Genomic DNA, 19260 nt, shown 5'->3' with positions numbered 1-19260 from the left:
AATTTTAGGTGTAAAGGAAGTGGAGACGCAAATGAAATTCAGATCAAAGATCCTGGTTTCGATATTGGTGTCATTATTTCTGATTTGCGGTCTCCGGGCGGAAATTTTTATTCAGAATCCGCGGGTTGGAATTGTGATCAGTAATACCAGTTTTCAGCACCGCTGGGGTGTTACCCAGATGTCCGCCCACGGATGGGCGGCGGTGTTGAATCTGGCGGGAATTCCCTACGATTGTCTTTTTCTATCCGATTTGCCGAAAAAAAATCTGAGCCGTTATAGTGCGCTGGTGATTGGTCAGTGCGGTTATGTAGAGGATGAGCTTTATGATAATTTAATACCAGCCTTGCAACCCTATCTGGATAATGGGGGAAGTTTGGTGGTGGATGGTCCTTTTGCAGTGAACAATGCGGACGCAAAAGAACGTGACCATACAGCTATGGACAATCTGCTGGGAATTGAAAATGCTGGATTTCACGGCGATTCTGAGTTCAGAATAAAAGTCTCGGGAATTGATCATTTTGCCACGCGCATGCTGGAGCAAAATCAGTATGTCACCCAGCATCTGGCGAACGGACTGAACATCCTGAAATTTGCCGAAGGCGGGCAGGAGTTGCTGGAAACCACGGATGAGGTGGATTCCTATCCCTTCCTGTCAGTAAAAGAGACCAGAAAAAACCGGATTGCGCTGGTCAGTGATTTCAGCACCTGGGCGGGGGCGCCTTCCTTTTTCCGAAATGCCCAGCCGCAGGTTTTTTATGCTAACCGTTTGTTTGATATCCTTCCGCGGGTGATTCAGTGGGCTGTATATGGCGATTTGAGAAGTGCGTTTCCCGTGCCGCAAGTCTCAAATGCCAACTTAACCGCCATCATCCGGCTGGATGCCGATGCCAGCGGAAATCTGGATGCTCAGATAAAAACCATCAATTACCTGGTGGACCTGGCAAAAGCCACCGGCGTGGTGCCTGTCTATGCCTGGGTATCAAGCGGTGCTGCAAAAGCCGGATGGCAGGACCTGGCACCGTTGGGAAAAATGATTGAAGACGTGGGCGGAGAAATCGGGACCCACAGCAAATTTCACCGCATCAACCGGGAAATGACCCCGGAACGCTGGGAAGTGGAACTGGACGAAGCCATCGAAGAAATTGAATTCAATATGAGCGATTACGGCTATGATATCGGAGACGTCAGGTTTTTCATCAATCCCGGCAACACCATTCACATGGATGATTATGATGAAGTCGCCCGGCGGTTCACTTTATACATGACCCACGGGTTTGAACAGGACATGCCGCTGGGGTTTGGCAATTTAACCTGGTATGCGGACGAAAATCCCAATTTTGTGGTGCTTGAGAATAATCCATCGCCGGACTATCAATGGTTTTATGATCCGAGCTGGAGTTACACCACCCAGCAAATCACTGCTTATGAAGAAGCGATCTTCGACCACATGTTCCAAAACATCAGCCGTGGTGTGATATTCAATGAAATGTGGCACGACTATTCGATTACCTCCCAGCCGCAATCCGGAAAAGAACGAATCATGAACGAAAACAATATCGCCATGTACGACGCCATACGGGCAAAATTTGCCACAAATGATATCTATGCTCCGCAGCCGGAAGACCTCGGCAACAAACTGCGCGCTATGGCGCAATGGAATTATGAGTGGAAATCTGGCAGCAGCAAAATTGAGTTCACCCTGGATCTCTCGGATGTCTTGCTGGATACCGTTTCGCACTTTACCGGCGGTATGGGAATCCGCATAAACAACACCCATGATTTTATCCGGCGGGTTACCATTAATGGAGCAGAACACCGGGCATTTACTGAACGGGTTGTTATTCTTCCCAATCTGAAAAAAGATAAAAACCGTATTGAGATTGAATTAGCGCCAACGCCATCCCAGGCTCCCAGGCTGACTTATATTTCCAAGCGAATGCCGTTCATCAAAGAGTCAAATAATGAGATAGAACTTAAAATCCTCACAAAAAGTAAAGGCCGTTTCAAATTCTATGCAGGGGAAGGCTATGCTTTACTGAATGCCGACTGGTTTGAATGGAACCGCAATGGGGATAATATTCTGGAAGGGTATGTGACCTCCGACCGAAATATGAAGCTGGTTAAAACCGGTGCCGGGAAGGTGAATATCAGGCGGGCGACATTGCCGATTACGCAGGTAGAAGCTTCTAAGGGCTCAGTTCATCTCAATCTGAAAAATAACGCAAATGCGGAACGGACTGTATGGTTCGGGATGCCTGAAGAACCGGAGAGTATTCTTGTGAACGGGAAGAAACTGACCTTTTCCAGAAATGGTGACGTCTATATGGTGACGATTCCGGAATTTGAAAGTCAAGCAGAGCTTATAATTGAACTATTAAAAGGGGATAAAAAATGAATCAATCGAAACCTTCGTTAAGTAAATTTATTGTCCTGGTTACAGCAGCGATCATGCTCTTCAGCGGACTGGTCTTCGCGCAGGAATGGGAGCCGCTGGCGGACTGGGGGCACTGGCGATTGGGGCAAAAATCCGATCTGGATTTCCTGCAAAAAAATAATATGACCATCACCTTTGGCAGCGGTGCGCCGAATTTCGAATATGTGACCCGCGCTGAATTCGACAAGGAAATGGAAGAAGCAAAAGCATTCAATCGCAGTTATCATGATAAAGGCTATATTGTGCTACGGTATCTCTCCAGTTCGTTAAACGGAAAGACCAAAACGAATACTGATATTCCTCAAAAAGATCAGATTGATTTTTTGGATTTTTATAACAGTCGCTGGAGTGAATTTACAGATTATATTGGTCCCAAGCCGCCGGAAGACCCCACCACCTGGATTACGGTGCGGGCGGACGGCACCTTCCCATACTACCGGTATGCCCCCTACGGCAAGGAAAAAACGGAGCGTTTCGAAACCTGGGGATGCCCCAATAATCCGTATTACGTGCGGATGATGGAAGGTCGAATCCGGGCGCAGGCGGAAACCGGCATTGATGGGTCTTATGTGGACTGGACTCACATAGCCGGGGAAACCTGTTACTGCGATTACACACGCAAGGCCTTTATCGATTATCTGACAGAAAGCCTGCCTGCTGAGGTGGCAAAGGAAAAATATGGCACGTCAGATTACGAAAATATCACGCTTCCCAAAGAGCGGGGAGATTATTTCTGGATGGAATGGATTACGTTTCGGGGACGCAGTGTGGCTGAATTCCATCGCCGGCTGCGGACGGTGGCGCGGAAATACAATCCCCATTTCATGATTTCCGGGAATGTGTTCGGCGGCTTCGGTTACGGGCCCGTCGCGTACGATGCGGCAGGCAATATGGAAATGCTGGGAGCGGAAGGCTACGATGATTTCATTTATTCGGAAATGCAGGAATTTCTGGATTCAGCGCCGCGCAGGGATTCGACGGGCACAAAGATCACCAACAGCCCGGCGCTTAAATTCCTGACCGCCGCCGCTCACAACAAGCCCATCATTGTGTACGCCACGGAAATTACTCCACCGATTTTTCCGAATTCCAGTGAGAAGGTGCTGAGCGCCATGGCTCAGATCAACATCGCAGAAGCGGAAGCCAATCACACCATATTCCGTGAAAAACGCCAGACACCACCCGGCGCCACCCGCTTCTACCAATTTCTTTCCGCAAATGAAAAGGATCTGGTGGACGCAAAATTGACGAGCAATATAGGGATCCTGGCCTCTTTGAACCAGTATCTGGCAGATGAACTCAGCTTCGCCTTTAGCGCCTCGCGGGTACTGGCGGATGAAGGGATTGCACACGTCATGCTGGTGGAAAACGACCTGCTTTCCGGCAAAATTAATGATATAGATCTGGTAATGATTCCCTATCTCCCACTGCTCAGTGTGGAGAAACAGCAGGCGTTGAAAAATTATGTGGAAAATGGCGGAGTTCTGTTAGTGCTGGGAGAAAGCGGAAGGAAAAATCAGTACAATGTTCCGAATGACCGTCTGGTATTAGCGGAGGTGCTCGGTGAAAAGGATTATCCTGAAAGTTATGTGGAGAAAACGGTTGGCAAAGGAAAGATCGCTTATATTCCGGTAACTATTCCGTCCGATCGATTCCTGGTGCAAGCGAAGGAAAAAGGGGAATTTACCACCTTTGGTCCCACAATGGCTGATGTTTTTTCTGATATCCCGGAAGCGTACACCAGAAACAACATGGATCCTGATCTCCGCAAAATCCTGAAAAAGGCCGGCGCCCGTATCCGGAAATTGATCCCGGAACAGATTTCCATGCTGACAAAAAAGACGCCGTATATCGAGATGACTACCATGACCAACGATGAAGAAAATCTGATGCTGGTTCACCTGGTCAATTATGACGTGACGCTGGACGGAACCATTACCCCGGCTCGGGACCTGCAGATTCAGTTAAGCCTACCGACAGGAAAAAAGGTTAAGAGCGTGAAGTTCAGTGGAACGCTTTCCGACCTGCAACCGCTGGATTTTGATGCCAAACAAAAAGCAGGAAAACAGGTGATCACTTCTGAACCGGACAAGGTGGAGGTTTATGGGCTGGCAGTCGTCCGGTTTGAATAAACTACCCGCTGCTGGTTGAGTGTAAAATTATGATAAAACATCGTTTGAATATTAAAAGAATTTTGAGACTCCTGCTTCTTTCCGGGCTGCTTATAATTTTTGCCTGTTCGAAGGAGGAGCCCACCGAACCGGAGGACAATGACAATAAAGTTGTTTTGGAGGAAATAGACGATGTGCTGCCCAATCCGTTTAAGGGATTTGCGCCATGGATTGGTGTGAATAATCCGGTCTATGACACCAAGCTGCAGCAGGCGACTTTTACCTGGAAAGAGCTGGAACCCCAGCAGGGACAATACAACTGGGCCCGGCTGGAGCAGAACTGGGGTAATGTGGCTGCAAATGGCAAGCGGGTAGGATTCCGCATAACGGCTGCGCTGCCGGGTGATCCAGGTCATTTTGATATTCCGCAGTGGCTGGCGGATCAGGGCATAGAAATGCGGGCTTATGAAATCGACGGGGCGCAGGGCTTGGCGCCGGACTGGGATGATCCCAAATTCCTGCAGGCCCATCACGATTTCATCATGGCGCTGGGGGCCCAATATGACAGTGATCCGCGGGTGGCCTGGATCGATATCGGTTCCTATGGATTCTGGGGCGAATGGCATGTCTGGCTGAACGATTCGCTGGCTGCCACCCAGGCGACTAAACAGGCTATTCTGGAGGATTATTTTGCGGCATTTCCCACCAAACAGAAGGTCATCGCTTTCGATGACGATTTTGCGACCAAATATGTCACGGATCACGGCGGCGGTATTCGCAATGATTGCCTGGGGACAGAGGACTCCAACAATTGGTACCTGGAAAGCCTGAATGCAATCGATCCCAATTTGAATGATCGGGTGTGGAAGACAGCCATCATCACCGGCGAATTCTGCGGTTCCGGTTACGGCGCCCAGCAGGGGACCACCACACGTTTCGAGCTGAATTACCAGTTTATTCAGCAGACCCACTGGTCTTTTATCGGCAGTGCCGGCGGCGCTGTTGTACCGCAAGACGAGGAACATCAAAAAAATCTGGACAAATTACATAAAAAATTGGGCTATCGCTTTGTGCTGAAAGAGGTGACGCATGCGGCATCTGTTTCCCAGGGAAAGGTTCTGGATCTGGCAATTACAGTGGAAAACAAAGGAGTAGCCCCGTTTTATTATAACTGGCCGCTGATGCTTTATTTGATTGACAAAGACGGCACTGCCACCCTGGAAAAGGAGCTGCCGGTGGATCTCATCACCTGGTTGCCGGGAGAGAAAATTGAAAATGTCACTGTTCAAATCCCGGCGAAATTGACCACCGGAGACTACGATGTCAAACTGGCGATTGAGGATCCGGACACCGGCAAGCCGGGGGTTATGCTTGCCAATACTCACCGGGATACGGAAGGACGTTATCTGATAAGCCGTGTTAAAATTAATTAGAGGAATTGTGAGATATGAAGAACTTTAAGATACAGAATGCCATAGTAATTATCTGTTTCCTTGTGGGGGTAAATGCGTTCGGGCAAACCTATCAGGAAGTCCCGGGCCGATTTCCCACCCGGAATATCGCGGAAGAGATTCGCGACCATCACAGCGGTCTGGCGGTATGGTGGACGGGGCACAACGGCTGGCTCATCAAATCCGGCGATACCCTGGTGAGCACTGACCTGGTACTGGAGACTGAAGAAGACCGGCTGTACGACCCGCCGGTTTCGGCGGCGGAAATTGCGGCGGATCTGGATATCGCTTTCATTACCCACGAACACGGCGATCATTTCTCGCGGGCCACTTCCCGAATTCTGCTGGAAAAATCCGACTGCATTTTCGTAATGCCGGAAACCTGCCTGGAAGCCGCCCGCGAACTGGGAATTCCGGAAATTCGTATTCGGATTGCCACGCCCAGGGATTCATTTAAAGTCAAAGGAGTCAAGGTAAAAGCGCTACGGGCGATTCACGGCAATCCCAAATTTGCCGTATTTTACAATGCCAATCTGCAGGACTGCGGTTATCTGATCACGCTGGGCGGAAAAGATTTTCTGCAGCCCGGCGATACGGTACTGCTGGAAGATCATCTTTTCCTCAAACATGTGGATGTGCTGTTTTTCTCCCCGACTGAACACAACATGCATATTCAGCAATCCGTTCTTTTGATTAACGAGCTGGCGCCGGATTACATTCTGCCCCAGCACCGCAACACCTTCCGGGTGACCGATCAGAACCGCTACTGGACTACCGCCTATGCCCACGAGGTTAAAATGTACCTCTCCAAACCGCTGCGGAAGAACCGCTATCATATTTTAAATCATGGGGAAAAACTGGAGATCCGTTAAAATGAATGTTCGAAAAATCATCTTTGCTTTAGGTATTCTGAGCATTTTTTCCGTGCTGATGGCCCAGGTGGATCCTTTCGTGAATATCATAAAAGGAGACGGGACTCCCAATGTGGTACTAGTTTCACCGCGGGAGACGGATGAGGTACTGGTAAATCCCGGAATGGGATTTACCACACACAACAGATTCAACGGAGAAGTGGCGGGTTATCCGGAGAGCTCCATTGCCTATTTCCGCTGGTACTGGGAGGAACTGGAGCCGCAGGAGGGACAGTTCAACTGGGACATGGTGGATTCGGTACTGGCCGGTGCCAGAGCCCACGGTCAGCGGCTGGCGACCCGAATCATGCCGGCCAACGGACGGGATGGTGTTCCGGAGTGGTACAAGGAACTGGGCGCGAAAGGCTATGAATACATTGCGGAAAGCACCCAGCACGCCGGAAAAACCACCACGAGCTGGATGCCGGACCATTCCGAACCGCTGTATGCGAAATATATGGGACGACTGGTACGGGAGTTTGCCAAACGCTATGACGGTCACCCGGATATCGACCATATCGATATCGGATCGTACGGCCACTGGGGGGAATGGCACCTCAGCTTTGTGGAAGAAAAACAATCCTATCCGTTTGAGATTAAAAAGATGATCATCGACTGGTACCTGGAAAATTTCAAGAAAACACCGCTGGTCATCGCTGAAGATGCCGAGGATGGACTGGAATATGCCGCTCAGAACGGTGTCGGCTGGCGGGCAGATTGCATGGGTGATTACGGGCCGCCAAATAACTGGAATCTGATGACCCGTTACTTAAAATTACCCGATATGTATCCCTCGGTGGGAGAGGCCTGGAAGACTACGCCGGTGGCATTCGAAACCTGCGGCACCATGGAATCCTGGCTGCGGGTCGGGCGCGACATTGAATACATTTACAGCGTGTGCCTGGAGCTGCACGCCTCGGTGCTGAACAACAAATCTACCCCAATTCCGCCCGAATGGTGGCCGGCGACTGAAAAGTTTCTGAAGCGCATGGGATACCGTCTGGTTCCGCGCCTGATCCGGCATGAGAAGTGGCTGTCTACCGGCGACACCCTGCATTTTGAGATGGAGCTGGACAACATCGGTGTGGCGCCGCCCTACCGGGCATATGTTCCGGTCGTCGAGCTGCGGAAAGCGGAGAGAGGGGCAAAAACGGTTCTGGCCTCCACTCAGGCGGAGTGGAATGTGAAAAAATGGCTGCCGGGGCGGCACCGGGAAAAGTTGAGTGTAATACTCCCTGGCGATGCAAAGCCGGGCCGCTACCTGGTGTACTTCTCCCTGCTCGATCCCATTGAGCACACGCCGGCTATTCAGCTGGCGGTTGAAGGAGGCGATGCGCAGAAATGGTATTCCTGGAGCGCGCTTACGGTTGCGGAATAATGGAAAACCCTAATTCCAATATTGTACAAAGAAAACACCTTTCAAGTGAAAAAATTACAGGGAGATAACTCATATCCGCACACTCACCCAGGAGGCGAAATGGATAGAAGAAATTTCTTAAAAACCGGCACGGCGTTAACGCTGATGTTAGGCCTTGGCGTTCGCGGGGGTCAGGCGTTTGTCCCGGCGCATAACTGGGAGAAATATGACTTCGGAGGCGGCCCGGCGGTAAAGGACCGGTTGTATCAGGGACCGTTCCCGCAGTATCCGCCGGAACAGGTCGTTCCGGGAAGTTATGTGGTGATGGCGACCACCCGCTCCAAAGAAATTGTACCGAATTACGGAATGGGTTTAATCGTTTACGTTTCCGGTGACATTGGCCCGCCGCAGATTCCCGGTGAGTCACTGGAAAAATCGCTGGAAGATCTGGTCAAACTGCCTTTTGTTCAAAAAATTTACATGCGGCCGGACTGGCGGGAAGTACAGAAGCATCCGGGCCGCCTGGATTTTCCCGATTACTGGAAGATCACCTTCGAACTGGCGGAAAAATATAATAAGCCGGTCGCTTTCCGGATCATGTTGGAGAATCCGGATGTCCCGTATCTGGGAGCACCGGAATATCTGATGGATAAAATTCCTTATGTGAAACTGAAGGGAGAATGGAAAACCCGGCCGGATTCGATAAGGGCCCGGAAAGAACACAAGATGCCTCGATATGACGATCCTGCCTATCAGGCGGCATTTGAAGAATTGAATATGCTGCTGGCTGAGAAGCTGAATGGCAATCCGCTGGTGGAATATATGGATACCTTTATGTACGGTTTCTGGGGCGAAGGACACACCTGGCCATTCGAGGGGAATCCTTTCCCGGACAATATCATTGCCGAGCAAACCTGGATAAAAATGTTTGAGATCCAGCAGAAATACTGGACGAAAACCCCGCTGGTAACCAATACCCAGCCGGACTTCAGCCATGTGGGAAATTCTGAATTATTGGACATGACCGTCCGTTCACATAACTGGATTCGTACCGATACCATTTATATCGAAAATACCCAGATTGAGGCTCTGAGCAACCGGCCGCCCTGGATTGCCGCCATCAGTGAGGTGGGGATTACGACTGGAGATCCGGGAGATTTGGATATTGATGAGGGCGTTACCCTGAACGAAAATATCATTTCACATGTGATGGATATGGGAGCCAATTACTGGTCGGTGTGGAACTGGCACAATATTTCCGCAAAAAATATTCTCGGTTACTATAAAAAATATCCGGATGCGATCGATGAACTTGCCAGGACAATCGGTTACCGGGTTCGTCCCTCCTGGATCTGGTATTTTGAAAAGGATGATCATCCGGGCCTGATTATCGGATTCACCAACGATGGTATTGCCGCGGTTCCGGGAATTTTGCATGTGACGGTATTCAGTGACGATGGAAAAGTGAAAGTGAGCGGCAGTCTGGATGCCGGATATCCCCATCCCCGAGGGGTAAGGCAGGCGATGTTTATTCTACCGAAAGGAACCGAGTGGAAAGGCCTGAAAGTGAAAGGTGAATTGATTGTAAAGGATGCACAGCATCCCATCAGATGGGCCTGCCGACAGAAATTAAATCAGGACGGCTCCCTGACGCTGCGGCCGACCAAAGGCGTCTGAGAGCTTTCGGCATAATTTAAAACCGGTAACATGTACCGTTGAAAACAGGAATTTTTGTTATGAAATCCAATTTTTTCTTTTATCCAAAATTGGTGCTGTTTCTGCTTTTTTGTTTTCTCCTGCTTCCACTGAAAAATGGATGCAGTCAGGACTGGCAGAGCCTGGGTGAGTGGAAAAATAAATAACCTGCGATGTTCTAATATGTTTGGTTTGAATATAAAAACAGAGTTTAGTCTCGACAGGAAAAACTCATGACATATAAAATCAGGAGGTTAAGATTGTGAGCAATAACATTAACCGAAGACATTTTATAAAAGCCGGTGCGGTGACCGGATTAGCGGTAACTTTCGCGCCCAATATTTTGCTGGGTAAAAAGGACGATAGAAAGGTGCGGATCGGTTTTATCGGGGTGGGGAGCCAGGGAACAAATCTGCTGAAGGTCTGCCTGGGAATGGAAGATGTGGAAGTGCCGGCGATTTGTGATATCGATCCGGAACATTTAGCCCGGGCTCAGCGTCTGGTGGAAAAATCGGGAAGGAAAAAACCCGAAGGCTATTCCAAAAGCGAAACGGATTACAAAAATATGGTGGTTCGGGATGACCTGGACGGCGTTATCATTGCGACGCCATGGGTGTGGCATACCCCGATGTCAGTGGATACCATGCGCGCTGGCAAATACTGTGCACCAGAGGTCTGGGGCGCCTCTTCGGTGGATGAAGTCTGGCAGCTCGTCCGGGCTTCGGAAGAATCGGGCATGCCCTGCATGATGCTGGAGAACCATTGCTACGACCGGGACAGCATGGCGATTCTCAACATGGTCCGGAAGGGACTGTTTGGGGAACTGATCCACTGTCAGTGCGGATACCAGCATGATGTCCGGTATGTTAAATTCGGGCCGACCGGAGAACTGCGGTGGAGAGGGCATCATTCCGTTAAGCGAAACGGGGATCTCTATCCGACCCATGGCGTGGGTCCCATCGCGAATTGTCTGGATATTGACAGGGGCAACCGCTTCTTAACCATGACCTCCACCGCCACAAAATCGCGCGGAATTAAAGATTATATCGCCCGAAAATTCAGTCCCGACCATCCGAATGCAAATCGGGAATATGCGCTGGGAGATATTGTAACCTCCGTGATTAAATGTGCGAACGGCGAGACCATTGTCATTAATCATGATACCAATCTGCCGCGGCCGTATTCAAATATGTACCGGGTGCAGGGAACTCGCGGACTCTGGATGGAAGATAATATGTCCATTTACCTGGAGGGGATAAGCCCGGAAGAAACCTGGGAACCCTTTGAACCCTACATGAAAAAGTATGAACACCCCTTATGGAAAAAGTTTTTATCCGAGGATATTAAAGCGGGGCACGGCGGTGCGGATTATCTGAAGACCCGCGCTTTTGTGGAATGTGTAAAACGGCAGATTCCCACACCGATTGATGTGTATGATACCGCTTCCTGGATTGTAATTTCTCCCCTGTCGGAACACTCCATAGCCCGGGGCAGTGAACCAGTCGAATTTCCGGACTTTACCAAGGGAAAATGGATGCGCAAAGAACCCATTTTCGGGCTGACTGATGAATATTAGAAAATTTTCGAAGGCTGTTTTAGCCGGATGTTTAGCGCTCATCGTGATATCCGGCATGCTCTATGGTGAAGATGGACCGGAAAAAGTTGAGCTAAATTTCAGTATTCATCAGGAAAGAGATGTTTATGACAGGAGCGATTACGGGGAGCCGCCTCAATTTGCCATCTGGCTGGAAAATCCGCAGACTGGAGAGGTAGAAACCGTTATTGTCACACATCGGACCGGGACGGGAGAGTTTGCCGGAAAAGTAGAATGTCCGGTTTCGCTGCCGGTCTGGATAGGCGTTTTTCGTAACGAAACAGGCAGGGATGATTTCCCGCGCCCCTGGAAACCGTTTTATGAAAGTGTCACCGGAGCAACGCCGAAGGTTGAAAATTTTAATATAACGGTTGAACTGGAATCCGGTCAAACCTGGATCTACTACATTGAAATGAATGTTGCCGGAGATTACAACCTGCACTTCCCCGCGTTTTCTTCCGATAATCGCCCGGATAAACACGGCAATGGGCAGCCCTCTCTTATTTACAAGGGAACGATTCTCACCGAAAGAGGGGAACGCTCAGTCCCGAAAGTCATCGGCAGAACTGATCAGTACTATTTCACGACCGAGATTAATTCGGATTTGAAGAATATGAAGAGTGCAAAACAGGTCTTTTCCGACATTGTTGTGCAGTGTGAATAAGGGGGAAGAGATGCGCTGTTGGAAATATAATATGGGGGAAGGCTACATCCTTCCAAATGATTGCAAAACTTTTTCACAGGGGGAAATAATGAAAAAGAAACTAAGACAGTGCTTGATATTTTTACTATCAGTATTCTTCTTTCTCTCATTGAATATAAATTCCGCTTTGTCCCAAGCAGATGTGTCCAGTGAAACGCAGAAACTGGGACCATGGGACTGGGGTCACATACGAATTGTGAGATCCCATGACAACTTCGAACTGCTGAACCGGCTGCATGCAACGGTAAATCAGACTGGCGGTCCGATTATATTTCCAAAGGACAGTGAGAGCGGTGAGTATATCACCGATATGTCTGAATTCAAACGCATGCTGCAACAATCCAGGAAACGGGTGGAAAAATTCCACCGGGAGGGAATGTATGTTATTGCCTATACCACCATGGCGCTGGGCGGCAGCAGTGAAACGTTTGAAGATATTCCAAAACCGGAAGAGTTAAACCTGAATGACGCCTATCAGGCGCCGGGTTTATGGAATGCTTACCAGGAATATTTCGGTCCCAGGCCGCCCGAGGGGCCGGATAAATGGCCGCGCTACACCCATGACGGAAAATATTCATACTATCGTTTCCGGCATCCCAATGCCCCGCGCACCGGCGGCAGATTTGAAATGTTCGGCTGCCAGGATAATCCCTCCTATGTCCAGTATATGGAAGGGGTTCTGAAACTCATTGCAGCGGGGGGATTTGACGGCGCCTATATCGACTGGACGAAAGTTCACGGCGGCACCTGCTACTGCCCCCATTCAAAAGAGGCATTCCGAACCTATCTGCGCGAAAACGTATCTTCTCAATATTTGAAAAAACGATACGGAATAACCGATATCACTACCATCGAACCGCCGGTCGACAATACCATGGTGCTTTGGCGGGAATGGCTGCAGTTCAGGAGCTGGTCATTAACCGAATTTCAGCGGCAGGTGCGTGCGGCCGCCCGAACAGTTAATCCGGATTTTCGAATTTCGGGAAATATCAACGGGGGCGCATACGGAAATATGGCCTACACCAATGGCGATGATATGGAAATGATGGGCACCGTCATGGATTTTTTCTATTCGGAGATTCAGCACGGTTTGCAGTCAGTGCCCCGCACAGAAATGGGAACCAAGATCAGTAATTCCGGGCCGTTGAAATTCCTGGCCGCCTCTGCCATGCAGAAACCGGTGTGGATGTACTGCATTCAGCCATCGACGCCTAAACCCATACCCAATGAAGATGCCCTGTTCAATCTGATAAAGCTTAATATCGGAGAAGCCTTTGCCAATCACAATACGTTCAGCGTGGTGAGAGAAACATTCGGTGAGCCGATCTCGCCCAGGGTTCACAGCGGGGCGGAGCAGATATATGCTTTCTTTGAGAAAAACGAAGAAAATCTGATCGGCGCAAAACTGGCTGCCAATGTGGCTGTATTCTGTTCGATCGACCAGTTTTACAGCGATGAATTCAGCTACTTCAATCCCGCTTCCCGGATGCTTGCCGATAACGGCATTGCCCATGTCATGACTGTGGAACGGGATTTCAGCCGGGAGGAGCTGGCAAAGTATGATGTACTGGTGCTTCCCTACGTGCCGCTCATGAGCGATCGCGAAGTTAAAATCATTGAAAATTATGTCCGGAATGGCGGCGGATTGGTGGTTCTTGGTCTTTCTTCCTTCAAAGATGAATACGGTCTGCGCCGGGAAAATCTTGGTCTGGCCGGACTGCTGGGATTCGATTTACAGAACACACCGGTTGAAATTACCAGGAGTGACGTGGGGGAAGGCCGGGTGGTATTCGTCCCGTTTAATCCTTTGCCCGTGGGAAAAGGCGGAACCGGAGACACCCCATTACCCGATGATCACATGATGTACGGTCAGGGAAAATTTCCGGATCGCATAAAACCCGCTTTTGAGGCCATTCCCGCTGCGGTGGAATGGACGGCGCAGGGGAATTTATCCGGAAAGATGTCCGCACCTTCCACTGTTGAATTTACAACTATGGATCAGCCCGGGAAAAATCTGCAGTTGGTTCATCTGGTGAATTACAACGTAAATCTGGACGGAGAAGTCACCCCGGCGGAAGATGTGAAAGTGTCGCTTCGGGTGCCGGAAGGGAAGAAAGTTAAACGGGTGACGGCGGGATCGCCTCTGTCGGATACCGCAGAAATTTCATTCAGGTTCGGGGATCCTTTTATCGAAATTGATATTCCGTCATTCGAGGTGTATAGCCTGGTAACCGTCTATTATGAATAAGCGGATGCTGAAATTTTAAAATATGAGTGTTAAAACCGGCCGGATGGTTATCCGTGTAATAGAGATTCCGGTGCAGTTGATGAATCAGATGATAAAGAAAGGCACGAACATGAAAAGGTTTTTAGAAACAGCTATGGTACTGACTGCCTGTATTACCCTTTTAGCGCAGGCGAATGGGCAATCCTACGATCTGAAGCTTCTCGACTGGCAGCCTAAAAGCCAGATGATCGTAAAAGAAACAAAAATACTCAAGCCCAAATTTCCGGTGATAGATATCCACAATCACCTGGGACGGCTTGAGAATACGGAGAAGTATCTGGAAGAAATGGATAAGGCAGGGGTGTGGAAGTGTGTGAGTCTGGATGCCAATTCCAAGGATGATTTTTACAAAGAGCATATAAAGCGCTCACACGCTGTCTCCGAAGAACGGTTCCTGCTCTTTTTCCGCCCGGACTTCAGCAATATCGATGATCCCGATTTCGGCCGGAAAGAAGCGGAACGGTTGGAAGAAGCGGTAAAAATGGGCTGCCGCGGTCTGAAAATTGCCAAATCGCTGGGACTCGGTTACCGCGATAAAAGCGGGAAACTGGTACGGGTGGATGATCCACGCATCGATCCCATCTGGGAAAAGTGTGCGGAGCTGGGCATTCCGGTGATGATTCATGTCTCCGATCCCAAGGCGTTTTTTACGCCCATGGATAAATACAATGAACGCTACGATGAGCTGGCGGGACATGAGGACTGGCTGTTTACCGGCAATGATTATCCCACCAAAGAGGAAATACTTGCCCAACGGAACCGGGTATTTGCCAGGCATCCCAATACGATTTTTATCGGGGCGCACATGGGAACCCTGCCCGAAGAGCTGCACCGGGTTTCCATGTGGCTGGATGTCTATCCCAATTTTTATGTAGATATCAATGCGCGCATCAGCGAGCTGGGCCGCCAGCCTTATACCGCCCGGCGGTTTTTTATTAAATATCAGGACCGGGTGTTATTCGGCACGGACACGCCCTGTAACGCGGAGTCCTACCGGGTGTATTACCGCTTTCTGGAAACCGATGATGAATATTTTGATCCTACCCCGGCGCATAAACAGCAGGGGCGCTGGATGATTTACGGGGTGCATCTGCCGGACGAAGTGCTGGAGAAAATATATAATAAAAATGCCCTCAAAATTTTGAGTTTGTTCAAAGGCGCTGAATAATCACATGATATCTGTTGAATACAGTAAGGAGTGAAATATGAAAATGATAAACAAGCATGCTGCGGCAGTGACAGTCATACTGAGTGTGCTGACTTTTACAATGTTCGGCTATGCGCAGGAGAAATCAAATTATTCTGATATTCCCAGAATCGATGTACATACCCATATCGGGGGTAATGCGGATGGGGTAGCCAACTTTCTGGAAATGCGTAAAATCCTGCAGCGGGATTACCATGCGGATCTGGCCATGTGGATCGATCTCGGCAGCAGCGAGAATCCGATTCCCGATCTGGAAAAATCTTTGGAAGTGAGCAAGGGCCGGGTGCTTACCTGCATATCGGATTATTCGGCGCACGACGGGCTTGATAATCCGCCGAAAGACCTACATAAATGGCTGGAAAAAGGCTATGCGGGATATAAGATCTGGGCCGGTCCGTATTATCGGAAACTCAAGGAAGGACAGGAGGGATTCCGCTATATTGATAACCTGGTACATGAACCGACGTTTGCGGAGATGGAAAGGATCGGCATGGTTGCCGCTTCGATCCATATTGCCGATCCCAACGGTCCCTATGGGAACCGCTCAAAATGGCTGGCCGATCCGGTTGAATACTGGCGGGAAATTACCGCCTGGCGGCGGGTGCTGGAGCGCCATCCCGATCTGGTGGCGGTTACGGCCCATGGCGATTGGCTGGTTTGCCAGGATGCGCAGCTCGACTATCTGCGGAATATGCTGGCGACTTTCCCCAACCTGAATATTGATCTTGCTGCGACATTTCAGTATTACCACTTGGTTGACCGTGAAAATCTGCGGGCTTTTATGATTGAATGGGCCGACAGAATTCTTTATGCGACCGATATCGGGTCTTTTGAGAATCCGGAAGAAGCCAAAGCGAGATCTGAACAGTATAACCGGACTTTCAGGATTCTGGAAACCGATGAAATGGTGGAGGGCGGTTTCTTCGGTATGAATGAAACGCGGGGTCTGGCCTTACCGCTGGAGGTTCTGGAAAAAATTTATTATAAAAATGCAGCCAGAATTTATCCCCATTTAAGTGAACAGCTTAAAGAACTGGGATATAATATTCAATAAAGCCTGAACAGGCGCCACTGGCAAACTGTTTTCCGGCGGGGAATGCGGCTTCCTGCCCTGACCGGAGGACGGATTGCGCAGGTCCGCAAGCGATGATTCGGGCAGCATTTGCCGGTTGTGATCGTTGACAACCAGCGATAATCAAATTTATTATTTTGGGGAAAAACAATTTTATATAATTTATGTTTAGATATTTTTCCTTAATAATAATACCTAAATAAAACGAAAACTTTAATTAAGTTGGAGATCGGATTATGAAAAAAGCATTGAGAGTGAATACAGTCATGTCAATCGGTTGCCTGCTGTTGATAGGCTTGCTGTTTGCCGCATTTGCGGGAAAGGCTTCCGGAAACGAAAATGTATTGAATGGTGCGGATGAGAAAGGAGCAGCCCCGCTGGTGCTACAGGATCTTAACTATGCTGAGAACCCTGTTGATATTCCGAATCCGGACAGGGGCTTTTACAGAGCCCAGGAATATGTAGTTCCGGTCGACGGTGATAAAACTCCGGATTTTCCTGACCTGGGAGCCGTTGTCAGCGGCACCACGGTCTTTGTTAATGCCCGCATCGTTTATATGTCGTTTGACCTGAGGAACTTCTCCTCGAATGCCCCACTCAACGGACTGCCCATAGGGCCCTGGAGTGATGAAGGCGACAGTCCGCCGGATTATGGCACAACTCAACCTTTAACACCCGCTGCAATTGAATATATAAGGGCAGCACTTCAACGAGTTAGAGAAAGCAAAGCTGTTGCCATTGTGAAATTCAGTTATGACGGCCGGGGTTTTACTTATAATAATCGCGGAGGATATAACCAATTCATTCATGATTGCGAACCGGGGGCGCCGAAAGGCCGGGTTTGGTATGAATCGGGAGTTGTTAATGAATCTGGTCTGTGCGGCATACCCGGCCATGAGGAAAAAAACTGGGTGCAATATCATCTCTGGCAGCTTGGAAATATTTTCAGCGAATTCGAAGACTGCATAATGGCTGTCAAGGGGGGTATCTTCGGCCCATGGGGCGAAATGCACTCGTCATCATATGCCGGAACCGCGAAAGGGTATCACTGGCTGTTGGAAGCGCTGCTGGACTATGTTCCCGAGTCGCGGTCAATTTTAGTGCATGCGGGCGGAGTCATGGCATGGCATAACGTCGAGTACGGCACTGATTACAGCTTTACCAATTTAATGCCGGCCCCGGATCGTGGAACAGAGGCGCAACGGTTTGGTATGTTCAACGATAGTTATTCGGCGGGTGGGAACGACTATACTGACAATGGCTCGCTTTCTGAAGGGTTCAGATTAATCGGAGGCGATTATGATCGTAACGCGGCTTTAACCTGGATGAGAAATCAAAATAACTTCTATGGCGGCGAATCAGTTGGGCCCGGGTCTGACGATAATATTTATCCCAGATTTCGCAACGTTCTGTATGAAGCCGCGTATGCTCAAACAACGCATCTGAATACAAGCTGGAACTGGCGCACGTATAAACTCTGGGGTGATTTTGTCTACACTGAAGAAAATGTCACCGCACCGTTTACCCCTCCGCACGATGGAGTGACTCGAACGGCCATCTTTGACCCGGTATATGACGGCAGAAACGGGATGGAATATATGCGTGACAGACTGGGCTACCGGCTGGTGCTACGGGAGGCCAGGGCAAGTGAACGGGTAAAGCAGGATGGGACCCTGTGGTTTGAAGGGAAGATCCAGAACGTCGGTTTTGGTCATATAGTCAACAGGAAAAATGTGTCGCTGATTCTGAAATCCAAAGACGGGTGTAACACATACACGGTACTTACGGACCTTGACGCACGGGATTGGCGGCCTGATCTGGACAGCAGGGCGGAGAATACCGATGCATGGCGGGATTTGAACTTCTCAACTGATATGGGGGCACTGGGTGAGGTTCCTCCCGGTGAATATGATATGTACCTGAAGATCAATGATCCGAAAGAGACCAGCACTGACAGACGCTGTATACGGTTTGCGAATTACGATATATGGAGTACCTCCCTTGCTGCAAACCTGATCGGTTCGACGACAGTTGTCCCATAGATGTACATCGGCCAAAGAGCGAACAGTAACTATACTAAGTTGGAGATCAGGTTATGAAGAAAGCATTGAGAGTGAATATAGGCATGTCAATCGGTTGCCTGTTGTTGACAGGCTTGCTGTGTGCCGCATTTGCGGGGGAGGCTTCCGGAAACGAAAATGTATTGGATGGTGCGGATAAGAAAGAAACAGCCCAGCTGGTGTTACAGGATCTTAACTATACGGAGAACCCTGTTGATATTCCGAATCCCGACAGAGGCTTTGAACGAGGCAATGACGACGCAGCCGGCCTGGGAGCCTTTATCCCTGATAAACCGGGAGGTTCAAACTATTGGGGGTATATGACAGTTCCGGCAAGCCCCAATACAATTTTAGGCCAGCCCTTTGAGATGGCGTACG

Annotated in this window: 13 protein-coding genes; all 13 read left to right on the top strand. The window is 49.4% G+C overall.

The features are described from left to right. Positions 1–31 precede the first annotated feature (31 nt). Positions 32–2395, top strand: coding sequence for a hypothetical protein (locus K9N57_14825; protein MCF7805455.1), 2364 nt, complete (start codon positions 32–34; stop codon positions 2393–2395). Continuing rightward, entirely contained in the window at positions 2392–4566 is a 2175-nt protein-coding gene (locus K9N57_14820; GenBank protein MCF7805454.1) for a beta-galactosidase, read from the top strand. Before K9N57_14825 ends, K9N57_14820 begins: the two co-directional genes overlap by 4 nt. A gap of 29 nt (positions 4567–4595) precedes the next feature. After that, positions 4596–5978, top strand: a complete 1383-nt coding sequence (locus tag K9N57_14815) for a DUF4832 domain-containing protein (GenBank protein ID MCF7805453.1) — start codon at positions 4596–4598, stop codon at positions 5976–5978. A gap of 14 nt (positions 5979–5992) precedes the next feature. After that, on the top strand, positions 5993–6868 hold the full coding sequence (locus tag K9N57_14810; protein MCF7805452.1) for an MBL fold metallo-hydrolase: 876 nt from the start codon (positions 5993–5995) through the stop codon (positions 6866–6868). 1 nt (position 6869) lies between these two features. After that, the gene (locus K9N57_14805; GenBank protein ID MCF7805451.1) at positions 6870–8285 is read left to right on the top strand and encodes a DUF4832 domain-containing protein; all 1416 of its coding nucleotides are present in this window, start codon (positions 6870–6872) and stop codon (positions 8283–8285) included. A 99-nt stretch (positions 8286–8384) separates the two neighbouring features. Then, entirely contained in the window at positions 8385–9941 is a 1557-nt protein-coding gene (locus K9N57_14800; GenBank protein MCF7805450.1) for a twin-arginine translocation signal domain-containing protein, read from the top strand. A gap of 280 nt (positions 9942–10221) precedes the next feature. Then, the gene (locus tag K9N57_14795) at positions 10222–11535 is read left to right on the top strand and encodes a twin-arginine translocation signal domain-containing protein (protein ID MCF7805449.1); all 1314 of its coding nucleotides are present in this window, start codon (positions 10222–10224) and stop codon (positions 11533–11535) included. Further along, entirely contained in the window at positions 11525–12217 is a 693-nt protein-coding gene (locus K9N57_14790; GenBank protein MCF7805448.1) for a hypothetical protein, read from the top strand. The genes K9N57_14795 and K9N57_14790 overlap by 11 nt, the downstream gene beginning before the upstream one ends. Before the next feature lie 235 nt (positions 12218–12452). Beyond that, on the top strand, positions 12453–14504 hold the full coding sequence (locus tag K9N57_14785) for a beta-galactosidase (protein ID MCF7805447.1): 2052 nt from the start codon (positions 12453–12455) through the stop codon (positions 14502–14504). A gap of 22 nt (positions 14505–14526) precedes the next feature. After that, entirely contained in the window at positions 14527–15711 is a 1185-nt protein-coding gene (locus K9N57_14780; protein MCF7805446.1) for an amidohydrolase, read from the top strand. A gap of 37 nt (positions 15712–15748) precedes the next feature. After that, the gene (locus tag K9N57_14775; GenBank protein MCF7805445.1) at positions 15749–16804 is read left to right on the top strand and encodes an amidohydrolase; all 1056 of its coding nucleotides are present in this window, start codon (positions 15749–15751) and stop codon (positions 16802–16804) included. Positions 16805–17058: 254 nt separating this feature from the next. After that, complete coding sequence (locus K9N57_14770; protein MCF7805444.1) at positions 17059–18864, top strand: DUF4832 domain-containing protein; 1806 nt, start codon at positions 17059–17061, stop codon at positions 18862–18864. A 53-nt stretch (positions 18865–18917) separates the two neighbouring features. Then, on the top strand, positions 18918–19260 hold a 343-nt coding region (locus tag K9N57_14765; GenBank protein ID MCF7805443.1), incomplete at its 3' end, for a hypothetical protein.

Source organism: Candidatus Neomarinimicrobiota bacterium (assembly GCA_021734025.1).
Lineage (GTDB): Bacteria > Fidelibacterota > JAANXI01 > JAANXI01 > JAANXI01 > JAANXI01.
Note: the sequence above shows the minus strand (reverse complement) of the source record. Positions and strands in the feature narration are given on the sequence as shown.

Coding starts and splice junctions, on each gene's coding strand:
- K9N57_14825 (MCF7805455.1), top strand. CDS start 32: ATGAAATTCAGATCAAAGATCCTGGTTTCGATATTGGTGTCATTATTT.
- K9N57_14820 (MCF7805454.1), top strand. CDS start 2,392: ATGAATCAATCGAAACCTTCGTTAAGTAAATTTATTGTCCTGGTTACA.
- K9N57_14815 (MCF7805453.1), top strand. CDS start 4,596: ATGATAAAACATCGTTTGAATATTAAAAGAATTTTGAGACTCCTGCTT.
- K9N57_14810 (MCF7805452.1), top strand. CDS start 5,993: ATGAAGAACTTTAAGATACAGAATGCCATAGTAATTATCTGTTTCCTT.
- K9N57_14805 (MCF7805451.1), top strand. CDS start 6,870: ATGAATGTTCGAAAAATCATCTTTGCTTTAGGTATTCTGAGCATTTTT.
- K9N57_14800 (MCF7805450.1), top strand. CDS start 8,385: ATGGATAGAAGAAATTTCTTAAAAACCGGCACGGCGTTAACGCTGATG.
- K9N57_14790 (MCF7805448.1), top strand. CDS start 11,525: ATGAATATTAGAAAATTTTCGAAGGCTGTTTTAGCCGGATGTTTAGCG.
- K9N57_14780 (MCF7805446.1), top strand. CDS start 14,527: ATGAGTGTTAAAACCGGCCGGATGGTTATCCGTGTAATAGAGATTCCG.
- K9N57_14775 (MCF7805445.1), top strand. CDS start 15,749: ATGAAAATGATAAACAAGCATGCTGCGGCAGTGACAGTCATACTGAGT.
- K9N57_14770 (MCF7805444.1), top strand. CDS start 17,059: ATGAAAAAAGCATTGAGAGTGAATACAGTCATGTCAATCGGTTGCCTG.